A 14,696-nucleotide genomic window follows, 5' to 3' on the forward strand; every position below is an offset into this window, starting at 1 on the left:
CTGCCATACCCGGCGGTCAGGTTGCTGCCTTCCTGGGCGGTTTGGGTACTGCCATACCCCGCCGTCAGCGAGCTGTCCTCTCCGGACGTCTGAGTGCTGCCGTAACCCGCGATCAGCGAGCTGTCGGAACCCGCCGTCCCGGTACTGCCATAACCCGCCGTCAGGTTGCTGCCTTCCCGTGCGGTCTGGGTACTGCCGTAGCCCGCCGTCAGCGAACTGTCCCCGCCCGAGGTTTGCGTACTGCCATAGCCGGCAGTCAGCGAGCTGTCGGAACCGGCTGTGCCGGTGCTGCCATACCCTGCCGTCAGGTCGCTGCCTCCGCGTGCGGTCTGGGTGCTGCCGTAGCCAGCCGTCAGTGCGCTTTCACCTCCTGCAGTCTGGGTGCTGCCATAACCGGCGACCAGCGAGCTGTCAGAGCCAGCGGTCCCTGTACTGCCATACCCGGCAATCAGATCACTGTTGTTACCGGCCGTCTCGGTGCTTCCATAACCGGCAATAAGCCGACTGTTGTTTTCGCCACTTAACGTGCCGCCGTAAGTAGCGGTCTGCAACGATTGTGGCGTCGCGGCTGGCAGGAGCCCCCCTGAATTATCAGCCCGGCTGATCAGCGCGACGTCGAATACCTCGTGACTGACAACGTGCTCTGCCACGGGCAAAACGATGTTTGCGACAACGGGCGCAGGGGTCGATGCATAGTCGGCCTGATGCGTCGAAATAAAGTGCGACGCACTGCTCTTGTCGCCGACGTGAACCACCTCGGCACGTGGAAACTTGACCATTCCCGATTCTTCCAGGCCGATCATGTCTGCCAAGGCAACTTCACAGACAATCCACCGCGCATCGGCATGCATACTCAGAAAAGCGCTGGTTCCAGCGCCCCACAGCAAACCCACCAGTCCATTCTCGTGCTTTCGGGTAAACTGCCAGTGTTTGCATTCGACGGCCCCTGTCGCGGGCCATACAAGACCACAATGATCGGCCATGTTATTGGCACACGTGCGCAACACTAACGCCTTTTCGAGAGTCATTAGAGCATCCTCATAGATCCTTTTAATAAAAGCAGCCGCACTCATTGAGCAGTGCTTTACAGCACAACTGCCGTGTAAGCCCTCACATCCAAAAACCGAAATGCACGCATGTAGCCAACTAACTAGTGCGCGACCTCTCGCACTAAAAAACCTACCACAATGTTTTAGTAAATATTAATTAATTCGAACTTTTTTTAGCGAATTCATCTAAGAAGCCAGAATAAAAACCCTTAAAAAACACATAAAAAAACCAACTAATTTACGCCTGCCAGATCAACCATTCTAGAACCATTTCCATTAATTTTTTTAGTTAATCAGCCGTCTGTATTCCGCTTAGTCTATGAAACCGACTGAATCTAAAACGTCTGACCGAGGACCGACAACAGCGTTTCTTTATAGAAAACAGTCAACTAACGGATCTTCAAACGTTGCGGAAAACACTCACGATGAGTGTCCGTCCAAGTGGGGCACAGTGCTGAGTTTCAGTGACCTTGCACCGCCGCACGCACATGAATAGCATCATGGCGCCAGTACTCCAGATCACAGTCGATCAGCCGTCCATTGCGGTCGTAGTTGACGCGCGCGATGCGCAGGCCGGGGCTTCCCAGCGAGACCTTCAGCGCAGCAGCCGCTTCGGCGTGCAGCGCGGTGGGGACCATGTCGAAGCGCACCTGGCCGTAATGAAGGTCGTAACAGCGCGCATAGAGTTCAGTGAGCGACTCGTTCAGATCGTGTTCGAGAATGCCGGGGAACAATTCCGGCCTCAAATAATGCTCCACGTACAGCACCAGGCGCTGATCGATACGTCGTGCGCGACAGATCTGGATAACGCTCGACAGTGCGGGCAGCTCCAGCATTTCGCAGATCATGGCCGACGCCGGTTGCAGGCGGGCCGAAAGTAGCTGGGTGTGCGCCACCCGGCCCTGTGCGCAGACCATCGCATGAAAATGACTGCGCCGAATCAGGTCATAGGCCAGCCGTGGCGGTGAGATGAACCAGCCACGCCGCTCCTCTCGATAGATAAGCCCTTGGGCCTCCAGCTGCAGGAGGGCCTCACGCAGGGTAATGCGCGTGGTGCCGAACACCTCACTGAGCTTGCGCTCGGCAGGCAGTTTGCTGCCGTGCGGCAACAGACCGTGCTCTATCTGTTCCTGCAACGCCTTGCAGATAGTGGTTACCGCCCGTGGCACATCTTCGCGCATTCCCGTACCTGCCTGGACTAGACCAGCCCTCTGGCGGAGCACCCATTCGTGCCGCAACCGCTGTTAACTCCATCGTTGCAAGCCTAGGCCGGCCAGATGACGGTGCTGTGACATGACGTATCACAATCCATGCCAGACAGCGCTGAAAAAGCCTTGAAACCCTTGAAAAGCAGGCACTTCGCAATGGTCTACGCTTAGCCCGAAGCAGTGCCAGGCCAGATGAAAAACGGAGTTCTTCGTCATTTTCGACACGAAAATGTCATGCAACCCGCCTAACTTGGCTCAGGTATTGCTGAACTAGACCACACCTTCCGCGATGAACATTTGTGCTAAAGAAGTGCACAGGAGCTCCGAATGAAACATCTTTTGTTGGCATCACTCCTCGGTTCAGCCATGGCAATGAGTTCTCTGGCCATGGCTGCGGATACAGATCTTAAAACCCTCGAAGCAGCCGCCAGAGCCGAAGGTGCGGTGAATAGCGCCGGCATGCCGGATGACTGGGCCAATTGGGGCGGCATCTGGAAGGACCTGGAAGCCAAATACGGCCTCAAGCACATGGACACCGACATGAGTTCGGCCCAGGAGATCGCCAAGTTCGATGCCGAGAAAGACAACGCCAGCGCTGACATCGGTGACGTAGGTGCGGCCTTCGGCCCCATCGCGGTGGCCAAGGGCGTGACTCAGCCTTACAAGCCAAGCACCTGGGAGCAGATTCCGGACTGGGCCAAGGACAAGGAAGGCCATTGGGCGCTGGCCTACACCGGCACCATTGCCTTTATCGTCAACAAGAACCTGCTGCACGGTTCTGAAATCCCGAAAAGCTGGGCCGACCTGAAAACCGGTAAGTACAAGGTTTCCATCGGTGACGTAGGCACCGCTGCGCAGGCTGCCAACGGTGTGCTGGCTGCGGCCATTGCCATGAAAGGCGACGAAAAAAATATCGAGCCGGGCCTGGCTCTGTTCACCGAGCTGGCTCAACAAAAACGTCTGTCGCTGGCCAATCCGACCATTCAGACCATCGAGAAAGGCGAAATCGAAGTGGGTGTGGTCTGGGACTTCAACGGCCTGAGCTACCGCGCCAAGATGACCAAGCCGGATGATTACGTGGTGCTGATTCCTTCGGATGGTTCGGTGATTTCCGGTTACACCACCATCATCAACAAATACGCCAAACACCCGAACGCCGCCAAACTGGCACGCGAATACACCTTCAGCGATGCAGGCCAGATCAACCTGGCCCGAGGTCATGCTCGTCCGATTCGTGCCGAGCACATCAAGTTGCCTGAGGACGTTCAGGATAAATTGCTGCCGCATGAACAGTACAAGAACGTCACGCCGATCAAAGATGCAGGCGCATGGGAAATGACGTCCAAAGCCCTGCCGCAGATGTGGCAAGAACAAGTCATCATCGAGATGAACTGATCGCCACTGCGACTCAGGGATCGAGTCGTATGACGCGGGCGAGCCAGTCTCGCCCGCACTCTTTCGCCCGAGCGAGTCGCCATGAAACACAACGTTATCCTGATCGTACTCGATGGCCTCAATTACGAAGTGGCGCGCCACGCGATGGGCCACCTTCAAGCCTGGCATGATGCCGGCCGGGCCGCGCTCTACAAGCTGGAGTGCGAACTGCCCGCCCTTTCCCGCCCGCTGTACGAATGCATATTGACCGGTGTTGCACCTATCGACAGCGGCATCGTGCATAACAACGTCTCGCGTCTGTCCAGCCAGCACAGCGTGTTTCACTATGCCCGCGACGCCGGGCTGAGCACTGCCGCAGCGGCTTATCACTGGTTCAGCGAGCTGTACAACCGCACACCCTTCGACGCCGCACGCGACCGCCACACCGACGCGCCCGACCTGCCGATTCAGCACGGCTTGTTCTACTGGGCCGATCACTACCCGGACTCGCACCTGTTCGCCGACGCCGAAAGCCTGAGGCTGAAACACGCACCGAACTTTCTACTGATTCACCCGATGAATATCGACGACGCCGGGCACAAGCACGGCCTCGACACCGCGCAATACCGCAACACCGCCCGCAACGCCGACATCATTCTGGCTGACTACCTGCAACGCTGGCTGGACGCGGGCTATCAGGTGTTGGTAACCGCCGACCACGGTATGAACAACGACCGCTCACACAACGGCCTGCTGCCGGAAGAGCGCGAAGTGCCGCTGTTCGTCATCGGTGATGCGTTCAGCCTGAATGTCGATGCAGCGCCGCGCCAGACCGAGCTGTGCGGCACGATCTGCGCACTGCTCGGCATCCCTCATGACAAACCGGTCTGTCAGGAGATTCTCAATTGATCCGCTTATCCCGGGGCAAGTGGCTGGGCCTGCTGTGCCTGGTGCCGTTTGCGCTGTTCTTCATCGTGTTTCAGATCGCACCGCTGCTCTGGGTGGCGATCAACAGCCTGCAAAGCGACGCCGGTTGGGGGCTGGAAAACTTCGTCCGGGCGTTCAGCTCGAAGTTCTACCGTCAGGCGATCCAGTACAGCCTCGAGATCAGCTTCTGGTCAAGCCTGTTCGGCATTCTGATATCGATTCTGGGCGCCTATTCGCTGCGCAAGGTGGATTCGCGGCTGCGAGACTTCGTCAATTCGTTCGCCAATATGACCAGCAACTTCGCTGGTGTTCCGCTGGCGTTCGCCTTCATTATCCTGCTCGGTTTCAACGGTGCGCTGACCCTGATCCTCAAGCAAGCCGGGATCATCGATGACTTCAATCTGTACTCCAAGACCGGTCTGATCATCCTCTACACCTACTTCCAGATTCCCCTCGGCGTGCTGCTGCTCTACCCGGCGTTCGACGCTGTGCGCGAGGACTGGAACGAATCGGCGGCGCTGCTGGGGGCGAGCAGTTATCAGTTCTGGCGCTACATCGGCCTGCCGGTGCTGACCCCGGCGCTGCTTGGCACCTTCGTGATTCTGCTGGCCAATGCGCTGGGCGCCTATGCCACGGTGTACGCCCTGACCACCGGCAACTTCAACGTGCTGCCGATCCGCATTGCCGCGATGGTGGCCGGTGACATCACGCTGGACCCGAACATGGCCAGTGCTCTGGCGATGATTCTGGTCGGGCTCATGACGCTGGTAACGGTGGTTCATCAGAGGCTGTTGAAAAGGAGCTATCATGTCGCGCGCTGAACGAGGACCTGCCCGGGTTTACCACAAGACCGTGGTCTACCTGCTGTTCCTGATTCTCTTGCTGCCGCTGGCCGGCACCTTTCTGTACTCGATTGCGACCAGTTGGTCGGCGACCATTCTGCCCAGCGGGCTGACCTTCAAATGGTACGTGGCACTGTGGAGCGATCCACGCTTTCTGGCGGCGTTCAGTCAATCACTGCTGGTCTGCTTCGGCGCGCTGATACTGTCGGTGGTGCTGATCCTGCCGCTGCTGTTCGTGGTGCATTACTATTTCCCGCGTCTCGACGGGCTGATGAACATCCTGATCCTGCTGCCGTTTGCCGTGCCGCCGGTGGTGTCGTCAGTGGGGCTGTTACAACTTTACGGCTCAGGGCCGATGGCCATGGTCGGCACGCCGTGGATTCTGATCGGCTGCTATTTCACTATCGCCCTGCCCTTCATGTACCGCGCAATCACCAACAACCTGCAGGCGATCAACCTGACCGACCTGATGGACGCTGCGCAATTGCTCGGTGCCAGCACCTGGCAGGCGGCCTTTCTGGTGGTGCTGCCGAACCTGCGCAAGGGCCTGATGATCGCCCTGCTGCTGTCGTTTTCGTTTTTGTTCGGCGAGTTCGTATTCGCCAATCTGCTGGTCGGCACCCGCTATGAAACGCTGCAGGTGTACCTGAACAACATGCGCAACAGCAGCGGTCACTTCAACAGCGCACTGGTGATTTCCTACTTCCTCTTCGTGCTGGTGCTGACCTGGGCCGCCAATCGACTGAACAAGGACAAAGACTGAAATGAGTTTTGTCAGCATTGAAAACCTGCAGAAAAGCTACGCCAGCACCGTTGTGTTCAGCGACATCAATTGCAGCATCAAAAAAGGTGAGTTCGTCACCCTGCTCGGCCCGTCCGGCTGCGGCAAATCCACGCTGCTGCGCTGTATCGCCGGGCTGACCGCGGTCAATAGCGGGCGCATCCTGCTCGACGGCAATGACCTGGTGCCGCTGACCCCGCAAAAGCGCCAGATCGGCATGGTCTTCCAGAGCTACGCGCTGTTCCCCAACATGACGGTGGAACAGAACGTCGCCTTCGGCCTGCGCATGCAAAAGATCGGCGACGACGAAAGCCACCGGCGCGTCGCCGAGATTCTGCAGATGGTCGAGCTGCATGATTTTGCCAAACGCTATCCGCATCAATTATCCGGCGGCCAGTGCCAGCGTGTCGCTCTGGCCCGCTCGCTGGTCACGCGCCCGCGCCTGCTGCTGCTTGATGAACCACTGTCGGCACTGGACGCGCGAATTCGCAAACACCTGCGCGAACAGATCCGCGCGATCCAGCGCGAACTGGGCCTGACCACCATCTTCGTGACCCATGATCAGGAAGAAGCACTGACCCTGTCAGACCGCATCTTCCTGATGAACCAGGGCCGGATCGTGCAAAGTGGCGACGCAGAAACCCTCTACACCGCGCCGGTGGACGTGTTCGCCGCCGGTTTCATCGGCAACTACAACCTGCTGGACGCCGCCGACGCCACGCGACTGATGCAACGCCCCATTGCCAGCCGTGTCGCCATTCGCCCTGAATCGATCCAATTGAGCCTGACCGGCGAACTGGAAGGGGAAATACGCAGTCACAGTCTGCTCGGCAACGTCATCCGCTACCGGATACAAGCGCGTGGCGTAGAGCTGGTGGTCGACGTACTCAATCGCAGCGCCGACGACCTGCATCCGGACGGCCGACGCGTGACGCTGAACATCGAACCCTCGGCGCTCTGCGCGCTTGACTGACGCAACCGCCGAGCTTTCGCTTGAAGCTTGAAGCTTGAAGCTTGAAGCTGACTTAACAACCACTGAGGATAAGAACACATGCCCCTGGCTATTTTCGACCTGGACGAAACACTGATCGGTGGCGACTGTGCCACCTTGTGGAGCGAACAGATGGGTCGCCTGGGCTGGGTCGATTCCGAAGCCTTCATGCAGCGCAACCATGAACTGATGGACGCTTACAGCGCCGGCAAACTGGCCATGGAAGAATTCATGGCGTTCAGCCTGGAACCCATGGCTGGCCGCACTCCGGAAGAAGTCGACCACCTGGTCGGCCCGTGGGTCGAGGACGTGATCGAGCCGATCATCTACAGCGACGCTTGCAAGTGCATTGCGCAGCATCGCGCCAAAGGCGACCGGATTCTGGTGATTTCAGCGTCGGGCGTGCACCTGGTCAAGCCCATTGCAGCGCGTCTGGGGATCGACGAAGTACTGGGTATCGAACTGGACGTGCAACATGGCGTGTACAGCGGTGCCACGGTCGGCGTGCTGACCTACCGCGAAGGCAAGATCACGCGCCTGATGGAATGGCTGGATACCGAAGGGGAAAATCTGGAGGGCGCGAGCTTCTATTCGGATTCGCGCAACGACCTGCCCCTGCTGCTCAAGGTTGACCACCCGCATGTGGTCAACCCTGATCCTGTGTTGCTGGAGCATGCGCAGCAGGCTGGCTGGCCAGTGCACACCTGGGTCTGAATCAGGCGCTTCTCCGAATCAGACCAGGCTTTCGTCGATCACCAGCACGATCTTGCCTGATACCTTGTTGGTCGCCAGCTCGGCGAACGCCGCTTCGGCATCCTTGATGGCAAAGGATTTCGCCAGTTGCGGCTTGAGGCGGCCTTCAGTAAACAGCGGCCAGACGTGCTGACCCAGATCGCGGATCAGATCAGCCTTGAACGTTTCATCGCGGCTGCGCAACGTCGAGCCCATCAATTGGATACGCTTGCCCAGCACATGCGCCAGGTCCATTTTGGCGTCGCGCCCGCTCATGACGCCGATCAGCACCCAGCGGCCATCCAGCGCCAGCAGCTTGACGTTGAGCTCGGCATAACCGGCGCCTACCGGGTCGAGAATGACGTTGAACGGTGCGAAATCATTCAGCCCTTCCAGACTTTCGCTACGTACCACGCCACCCTGCGCGCCCAGTTCGACGCAATACGCCAGACGCTCGGTCGAGCCGACGCTGACCCATACCGGGTTGCCGAACGCCTTGCAAAGCTGAATACCGGCTGAACCAACCCCACTTGCGCCCGCATGCAACAGGACCTTTTCACCGGGCTTCAGACCGGCCAGTTGAAACAGATTCAACCACGCCGTGGCATACACCTCGGGAATGGCCGCAGCCTCGTGCAGCGACAGCCCTTCAGGCACTGGCAGCACGTGCCGGGCATCGACCACCACTTCTTCGGCCATCGCCCCGCCCGCAAGAAGCGCGCAGACACGGTCGCCGACCAGCCAGGAGGTGCCCGGCCCCACTTCTGCGATCACGCCGGAGCACTCCAGCCCCAGTGTCGCTGTCACGCCGGGCGGCGGCGGATACTTGCCCTCGCGCTGTAACAAATCGGCGCGATTCAAACCCGCTGCGGCAACTTTGATACGTACTTGTCCCACATCAAGGGCCGGACTTGGCTCCTCGACCCATTCCACATGACCTTCAACGCCTTGCAATGCCTTCACAGTGCCTCCATAGTGAGTCCAGACTGAGCCCGTGGCTGTTTGCCCGGGCTTTTGCATTATGCGGCCGGCTCCAAGGGAACCGGCGACCTCACAGACGGCCTAATATGCGTTATCAATTGTCCTCGCGTCGAATCAGCATGAAGCAACTATTCCCCAGCACTGCCCTCGCACTGTTTGTCGGCCTCAGCGTTTTGCCGATGTCAGCCAGTACTTTTGCCGCCAACAGCTGGGATAACCTTCAGCCGGATCGCGACGAAGTGATTGCCAGCCTCAACGTGGTTGAGCTGCTCAAGCGACATCACTACAGCAAGCCGCCCCTGGACGACAAGCGTTCCGCGATTATTTATCAGAGCTACATCAAGCAACTGGACCCCTCGCGCAGCTATTTTATGGCCAGCGACATTGCCGAATTCGACAAGTGGCAGTTCCAGTTCGATGACTTCCTGAAAAGCGGCGACCTGAACCCGGGCTTCACCATCTACAAGCGTTATCTGGACCGCATCAAGGCGCGTCTGGACTTCGCACTGGCGGAGCTGGGCAAAGGCGTCGACAAGCTCGATTTCAACACCAAGGAAACCCTGCTGGTAGACCGCAAGGACGCCGCATGGCCCAAGGACACAGCCGAACTCGACGAGCTGTGGCGCAAGCGTATCAAGGACGAAGTCCTGCGCTTGAAGATCGCCGGCAAAGACCCGGCGAAGATTCAGGAAACCCTGACCAAGCGCTACAAGAATCAACAGGCGCGTCTGAACCAGACCCGTGCCGAAGATATCTTCCAGGCTTACATCAATACGTTTGCCATGTCTTACGACCCGCACACCAACTATCTGTCACCTGACAGCGCGGAGAACTTCGACATCAACATGAGCCTGTCGCTGGAAGGCATCGGCGCTGTGTTGCAGAGCGACAACGACAACGTGAAGATCGTGCGCCTGGTGCCGGCAGGTCCGGCAGCCAAGACCAAGCAGGTCGCACCCGCCGACAAGATCGTGGCCGTTGCCCAGGGCGACAAGGAAATGGTCGACGTGATCGGCTGGCGTCTGGACGAAGTGGTCAAGCTGATCCGCGGCCCTAAAGGCTCGGTGGTACGCCTGGAGATCATCCCGGCCAGCAATGCGCCGAATGACCAGACCAGCAAGATCGTCGCCATCACCCGTGAAGCGGTGAAGCTTGAAGAGCAGGCGGCCAAGAAGTCGATCCTGCACCTAAAGCAGGACGGCAAGGATTACAAACTCGGCGTCATCGACATCCCGGCGTTCTATCTGGACTTCAAGGCCTACCGTGCCGGCGATCCGGAATACAAGAGCACCACCCGCGACGTGAAGAAACTGCTCACCGAACTGCAGGCCGAGAAGGTCGACGGCGTGGTGCTGGATCTGCGCAACAACGGCGGTGGTTCGCTGCAGGAAGCGACCGAGCTGACCAGCCTGTTCATCGACAAAGGTCCGACCGTGCTAGTGCGTAATGCCGACGGCAAGGTCGATGTGCTGGAAGACGAAGCCAAAGGCGCGTTCTACAAAGGCCCGATGGCATTGCTGGTCAACCGCCTCTCCGCCTCGGCGTCGGAGATTTTCGCCGGAGCCATGCAGGACTACCACCGCGCGCTGGTCATCGGTGGCCAGACCTTCGGCAAAGGCACCGTGCAGACCATTCAGCCGCTCAATCATGGCGAGCTGAAACTGACCCTGGCCAAGTTCTACCGGGTGTCCGGTCAGAGCACCCAGCATCAGGGCGTCGTGCCGGACATCACCTACCCTTCGCTGATCGACACCAAGGAAATCGGCGAGAGCGCGTTGCCCGAAGCCATGCCATGGGACAGCATCAAGCCCGCGATCAAGCCGGCGATCGATCCGTTCAAGCCGTTCCTTGCCCAGTTGCAGACACGTCATGAAGCACGCTCGTCGAAAGACGCCGAGTTCGTGTTCATCGAGGATCGCCTCGCGCTGGCCAAAAAGCTGATGAACGAGAAGACCGTCAGCCTCAACGAAGCCGACCGCCGCGCCGAACACGCTTCCATCGAAAGCAAGCAGCTCGCACTGGAAAACACCCGCCGCAAGGCCAAGGGTGAAGAGCCGCTGAAAGAGCTGAAGAAGGAAGACGAAGACGCGCTGCCGGTAGAAGACGAGAAGACCAAACCCGAGGACGACGCCTACCTGGCCGAGACCGGGCGGATCCTGATCGATTACCTGGGGTTGAGCGCTGCTGTCGCGAAGAAATAAGACCGGTTCATTGATGGCAGATTAGCGGCAACCGTCATCAAACAGTCATGAATCTGTCGTGAAATACGGGGCTGAACGCGAAAGCGCTCAGCCCCTTTTTATTGCGCCCTCTTTATCACCCCCGAGACGACCATGACCGTGACTGAACAGTTGAGCGCACTGAGTTCCATTCTCGCGCGTGGTGACTTGCACAGCTTGTTTCAGCCCATCGTTTCGCTGTCTGAACGCAGGATCTTGGGCTATGAGGCCCTGACTCGCGGCCCCTCCAACAGCGCGTTGCACTCCCCGCTCAACCTGTTTGCCATTGCCCGTCACGCCGGGCGCCTGAGTGAGCTGGAATTAAGCTGCCGTGACAGCGCCTGCCGTCGCTTCAGCCAGCAAAAACTGCCCGGCAAACTGTTTCTCAACGTCTCCCCTGAATCGCTGCTCGAAACATCGCACCCGCCGGGTCGCACCTTGGAAATGCTGCTCCGCTATCAGATCGCGCCGAAAGATGTGGTGATCGAACTGACCGAGCAAACGCCGACCGACGACTTCGACCTGCTGTACAACGCGCTGCACCACTATCGCGATATGGGCTTTTCGATTGCCCTGGATGACTTGGGGGCCGGTTATTCCAGCCTGCGCCTGTGGTCTGAGCTGCGGCCCGATTATGTGAAGATTGACCGGCATTTCATCGACGGGATTCATCAGGACGCGGTCAAGCGCGAGTTCGTCGGTTCCATGCTGCAGATGGCCAAAGCGTCGCGAGCGATTGTGATCGCCGAAGGCATCGAATTGCCGGAGGAACTGGCGACGCTGAAAGACATGGGCGTGGATCTGGTGCAAGGTTACCTGCTGGCCCGTCCGCAGGAGCGCCCGCCCCGCGACACCCGAGCCATGCTGCCCAAGGTCGAAATCACTATCGCGCCCTTGAACGAGGAAGTGGCAGACCTTTCGGCGCTGCTCAACCCACAGCCTTCTGTAAGTCAATCGACACCTACCGCCGAGGTCCTTGAGGCCTTCCGCAAACAGGCCAACCTGAATTCGCTGGCGGTACTGGATGACGACGCCAGCCCTTGCGGCATTGTTCATCGGCATTCGCTGTCCGAAGCCCTCCTCAAGCCGTTCGGCACCGAGCTGTTCGCCCGCAAACCGATCAGTCGCCTGATGAGCGATGACTTTCTGGCCGTGGAAGTCGGCCAGTCACTGCAACAGGTCAGCCGCCTGCTGACCAGCCGGGCCCGTCAGCGCATCGAAGAAGACTTCATCATCACCCTGAACGGCGTTTATCTGGGGCTCGGACGGGTCATTGATGTCCTCAAGCTGATTACCGAGCTGAAAATTCAGCAGGCGCGTTACGCCAACCCGCTGACCCTGCTGCCCGGTAACGTGCCGATCCAGCAATGCCTGACCCGCTTGCTGCAACAGCGCCGCGAGTCGATGATCTGTTACGTCGATATCGACAGCTTCAAGCCCTTCAATGACATCTACGGTTACGCCCGTGGCGATGAGGTGTTGCTGTGCCTGGCACAGTGCCTGAACGACCGCATTGACCCGAGCCGGGATTTCGTCGGGCACATTGGCGGGGATGATTTTCTCATGGTGCTGGGTTTCGAAGACTGGGAGCGGCGCTTGAAAAGCCTGCTGGGTGACTTCCAGAATCAGTGCCGCCGCTTCTATCGTGCCGAACACCTGGAAGCCGGCTGCTTCATCGCCCTCAATCGTCAGGGGCAGCGCCAGGAGTTTCCGTTGTTGTCACTGTCGATTGGCGTGGTGCGTCTGCATGAAGAAAGCTGCACGCTGCTCGACGCCAGCCAGTTGGCTGACCTGGCATCGCAGGCCAAACATTTCGCCAAGGACGTCGCCGGCGCGAGCATCCATGTCATCGACTCGACGCGGGTAGATCTGTTGATGGAGGCGTGAGGCTAGATGAGGTCGACGTGAAGCCCCGTGTGAGCTTGCTCACGAAGGGGTCGGTGCAGCCCTGAAGATTCAGGGCGGGACCTCGCACAGATCATGACCCTACTGCACTTCCATTTCCGGATAACTGTGTTCGAACACCCGAACCACTTCCGAGGCGTGCCAGGACGCTGCTGCGACGCCGTCCGACGGGCCGGAGAAGCGTCCCAGGCGCTCGGCGCATTCGAAGAAGCCGGGGCGCGGCAGGCGGCTGGCGCCCTGGCTGATCACCAGTGAGCTGCGCAATGGCTGCTCGGCACGGGCGTCCAGCGCGGCCAGGTGTTCAAGGGCAGCGGTCAGTGTCTGCATGCCAGGGCTGGGAAACTGCAAGCGCTCGAGCAACGCACGATACGTCAGCAGATGACGCTGGCGGCGAGCGTTATCGAGTTCGCTCAACAGCCCGTCCCAATGCTGACGGCTGATCCGCACGCTCACGGCTCACCTCGCCAGCCGGGTACACCGAGCTCCCATGCCAGGCTGCGCTTGATCGCCGAGTCGGGTTGGCGCGTGCCGTTCTCGATCAACTCCAGATAGGACGGGCTGATACCCACCGTTCTGGCGAGCGTCGCCACTTCGAGCCCTTTCGCCTTGCGCAGCGCACCCAACTGGTCGAAACCAGGGAGCTCAGTCGTTGCTGTCGTGGCGCCAGAACCGGAGGTAGCCCCCGCCGTTTGCAGGTGTGATTTGTCGGCCAGGCCAGCCGCCTTGAGAAGCGCTTGATACTGATCCCATGGAAGAACCGCGTATTGCGGCTCGCCGTCATGAGATATGACTTGAATATCCATACACCCCCCTTTTACGACAAGACTGCATACCGAACAGACTTACGGCAGATGCTGGCATCTTAACAGTGGAACGCGATGGCTTGTGTTCAATCCGTGAGACTTACACCTTGCGCTGTTCGCTCTCCAGAAGCGCCTGGGTCTTGGGCAGTTGCTCGACGACGATCAGTTTCTCGGGCGACTGCTGGGCGCGCCAGGCACGAAAGGCATCCAGCTCGCCGCTCAGGTGCTTCGTCACCCATGCCAGCACTGCAATATCATCCAGCATACCCAGCCCCGGAATCCAGTCAGGTATCGCGTCCAGCGGGCTGAGGAAGTACATCAGGCCTGCGACGATGGACAGAATCGCCTTGGGGCTGATGCTCCGGTACTCGCCCCGCCAGTAAGCCAGACACAGCGCCTGCAACAGACGCAGGTCGTCTTTCAGCTTGCCCAGACGGCTGCCCTCACTGTTGCCCTTGCGAGCCACGGCGAACAACAACGCAGGCAACCGCCCCGCAGCCAGCAGACGGCGTGCGCCAGGCAGATAACGGATCAGATTCCAAGGTGCTTTCATGTTTAACCCCGTCCAGAATAATTTCGTTGAGCGACAACGCAGGTCTATCCGAATGACAACACAAGGTTATCCACAATAATTGTGGATAACCTTGTGAACAGCAGCACTTTAAAAGCCGGAAACCCCCGTTTTCGCGGGCCCACGCTTAAATCGGGCGTTTTTTACTCACAAAAAAAACCTTGGAAACCATTGACCTGGCTCTCTTGGTAGAGCTGGCAACCTGATCTTGCCAGACTGTCCGACAACGCGTTCGGCTGTATTCGTAATAGTGGGACTGCCTGGACGAGCAAGCGTTCGGGAAATTAGCCATGTCTAGTCCTGAAATAGGTTT

13 protein-coding genes and 1 pseudogene are annotated in these 14,696 nt (G+C 58.9%); 8 read left to right on the forward strand and 6 right to left on the reverse strand.

Going from position 1 to position 14,696, the window contains the following annotated elements; translation table 11 throughout:
* Nucleotides 1–1,028 (reverse strand): annotated as a pseudogene (locus tag ABJ99_RS00490) (Ice nucleation protein); the annotation flags it as partial.
* Nucleotides 1,029–1,510: 482 nt separating this feature from the next.
* Nucleotides 1,511–2,230, reverse strand: coding sequence for a UTRA domain-containing protein (locus tag ABJ99_RS00495; RefSeq protein ID WP_054084138.1), 720 nt, complete (start codon nucleotides 2,228–2,230; stop codon nucleotides 1,511–1,513).
* A 354-nt stretch (nucleotides 2,231–2,584) separates the two neighbouring features.
* Here ABJ99_RS00495 and ABJ99_RS00500 point away from each other — a divergent pair, with 354 nt between their 5' ends.
* The 6 genes from ABJ99_RS00500 (at nucleotide 2,585) to ABJ99_RS00525 (ending at nucleotide 7,886) form a co-directional block, all read left to right on the forward strand.
* Nucleotides 2,585–3,652 (forward strand): ABC transporter substrate-binding protein, encoded by a 1,068-nt coding sequence (locus tag ABJ99_RS00500; protein WP_054084139.1) that lies wholly within the window; start codon nucleotides 2,585–2,587, stop codon nucleotides 3,650–3,652.
* An 81-nt stretch (nucleotides 3,653–3,733) separates the two neighbouring features.
* A complete protein-coding gene (locus ABJ99_RS00505; protein WP_054084140.1) occupies nucleotides 3,734–4,540 on the forward strand; it encodes an alkaline phosphatase family protein in 807 nt (268 codons plus the stop codon).
* The gene (locus tag ABJ99_RS00510) at nucleotides 4,537–5,379 is read left to right on the forward strand and encodes an ABC transporter permease (protein WP_054084141.1); all 843 of its coding nucleotides are present in this window, start codon (nucleotides 4,537–4,539) and stop codon (nucleotides 5,377–5,379) included. Before ABJ99_RS00505 ends, ABJ99_RS00510 begins: the two co-directional genes overlap by 4 nt.
* On the forward strand, nucleotides 5,366–6,163 hold the full coding sequence (locus ABJ99_RS00515) for an ABC transporter permease (protein WP_054084142.1): 798 nt from the start codon (nucleotides 5,366–5,368) through the stop codon (nucleotides 6,161–6,163). Before ABJ99_RS00510 ends, ABJ99_RS00515 begins: the two co-directional genes overlap by 14 nt.
* A 1-nt stretch (nucleotide 6,164) precedes the next feature.
* Nucleotides 6,165–7,154 carry an ABC transporter ATP-binding protein gene (locus ABJ99_RS00520; protein ID WP_054084143.1) on the forward strand — a complete coding sequence of 330 codons (990 nt, stop codon included), beginning with the start codon at nucleotides 6,165–6,167 and terminating at the stop codon, nucleotides 7,152–7,154.
* Nucleotides 7,155–7,232: 78 nt separating this feature from the next.
* Nucleotides 7,233–7,886, forward strand: a complete 654-nt coding sequence (locus ABJ99_RS00525; RefSeq protein WP_054084144.1) for an HAD family hydrolase — start codon at nucleotides 7,233–7,235, stop codon at nucleotides 7,884–7,886.
* Between the two features lie 18 nt (nucleotides 7,887–7,904).
* On the opposite strand, the gene ABJ99_RS00530 is transcribed toward ABJ99_RS00525, so the two are convergent.
* A complete protein-coding gene (locus tag ABJ99_RS00530; RefSeq protein WP_054084145.1) occupies nucleotides 7,905–8,867 on the reverse strand; it encodes an NAD(P)H-quinone oxidoreductase in 963 nt (320 codons plus the stop codon).
* Nucleotides 8,868–9,004: 137 nt separating this feature from the next.
* Between ABJ99_RS00530 and ABJ99_RS00535 the strand changes: the two genes are divergently transcribed.
* A complete protein-coding gene (locus tag ABJ99_RS00535) occupies nucleotides 9,005–11,086 on the forward strand; it encodes a carboxy terminal-processing peptidase (protein ID WP_174518433.1) in 2,082 nt (693 codons plus the stop codon).
* A 132-nt stretch (nucleotides 11,087–11,218) separates the two neighbouring features.
* Nucleotides 11,219–12,991: a bifunctional diguanylate cyclase/phosphodiesterase gene (locus ABJ99_RS00540; RefSeq protein ID WP_054084147.1), complete on the forward strand. Its 1,773-nt coding sequence runs from the start codon at nucleotides 11,219–11,221 to the stop codon at nucleotides 12,989–12,991.
* Between the two features lie 99 nt (nucleotides 12,992–13,090).
* Here ABJ99_RS00540 and ABJ99_RS00545 read toward each other — a convergent pair whose 3' ends face one another.
* From ABJ99_RS00545 to ABJ99_RS00555, 3 genes are all read right to left on the reverse strand, one after another.
* Nucleotides 13,091–13,462, reverse strand: coding sequence for a hypothetical protein (locus tag ABJ99_RS00545; RefSeq protein WP_007253419.1), 372 nt, complete (start codon nucleotides 13,460–13,462; stop codon nucleotides 13,091–13,093).
* Nucleotides 13,459–13,812, reverse strand: coding sequence for a helix-turn-helix domain-containing protein (locus tag ABJ99_RS00550; protein ID WP_054084148.1), 354 nt, complete (start codon nucleotides 13,810–13,812; stop codon nucleotides 13,459–13,461). Before ABJ99_RS00550 ends, ABJ99_RS00545 begins: the two co-directional genes overlap by 4 nt.
* Before the next feature lie 100 nt (nucleotides 13,813–13,912).
* Nucleotides 13,913–14,365 (reverse strand): YkvA family protein, encoded by a 453-nt coding sequence (locus tag ABJ99_RS00555; protein ID WP_054084149.1) that lies wholly within the window; start codon nucleotides 14,363–14,365, stop codon nucleotides 13,913–13,915.
* Nucleotides 14,366–14,696: the final 331 nt, after the last annotated feature.

Origin of the sequence: Pseudomonas syringae pv. cilantro (genome assembly GCF_001293775.1) — a bacterium.
In the GTDB taxonomy this organism is placed as follows: domain Bacteria; phylum Pseudomonadota; class Gammaproteobacteria; order Pseudomonadales; family Pseudomonadaceae; genus Aquipseudomonas; species Aquipseudomonas syringae_P.

Coding starts and splice junctions, on each gene's coding strand:
- ABJ99_RS00495 (WP_054084138.1), bottom strand. CDS start 2,230: ATGCGCGAAGATGTGCCACGGGCGGTAACCACTATCTGCAAGGCGTTG.
- ABJ99_RS00500 (WP_054084139.1), top strand. CDS start 2,585: ATGAAACATCTTTTGTTGGCATCACTCCTCGGTTCAGCCATGGCAATG.
- ABJ99_RS00505 (WP_054084140.1), top strand. CDS start 3,734: ATGAAACACAACGTTATCCTGATCGTACTCGATGGCCTCAATTACGAA.
- ABJ99_RS00515 (WP_054084142.1), top strand. CDS start 5,366: ATGTCGCGCGCTGAACGAGGACCTGCCCGGGTTTACCACAAGACCGTG.
- ABJ99_RS00520 (WP_054084143.1), top strand. CDS start 6,165: ATGAGTTTTGTCAGCATTGAAAACCTGCAGAAAAGCTACGCCAGCACC.
- ABJ99_RS00525 (WP_054084144.1), top strand. CDS start 7,233: ATGCCCCTGGCTATTTTCGACCTGGACGAAACACTGATCGGTGGCGAC.
- ABJ99_RS00535 (WP_174518433.1), top strand. CDS start 9,005: ATGAAGCAACTATTCCCCAGCACTGCCCTCGCACTGTTTGTCGGCCTC.
- ABJ99_RS00540 (WP_054084147.1), top strand. CDS start 11,219: ATGACCGTGACTGAACAGTTGAGCGCACTGAGTTCCATTCTCGCGCGT.
- ABJ99_RS00550 (WP_054084148.1), bottom strand. CDS start 13,812: ATGGATATTCAAGTCATATCTCATGACGGCGAGCCGCAATACGCGGTT.
- ABJ99_RS00555 (WP_054084149.1), bottom strand. CDS start 14,365: ATGAAAGCACCTTGGAATCTGATCCGTTATCTGCCTGGCGCACGCCGT.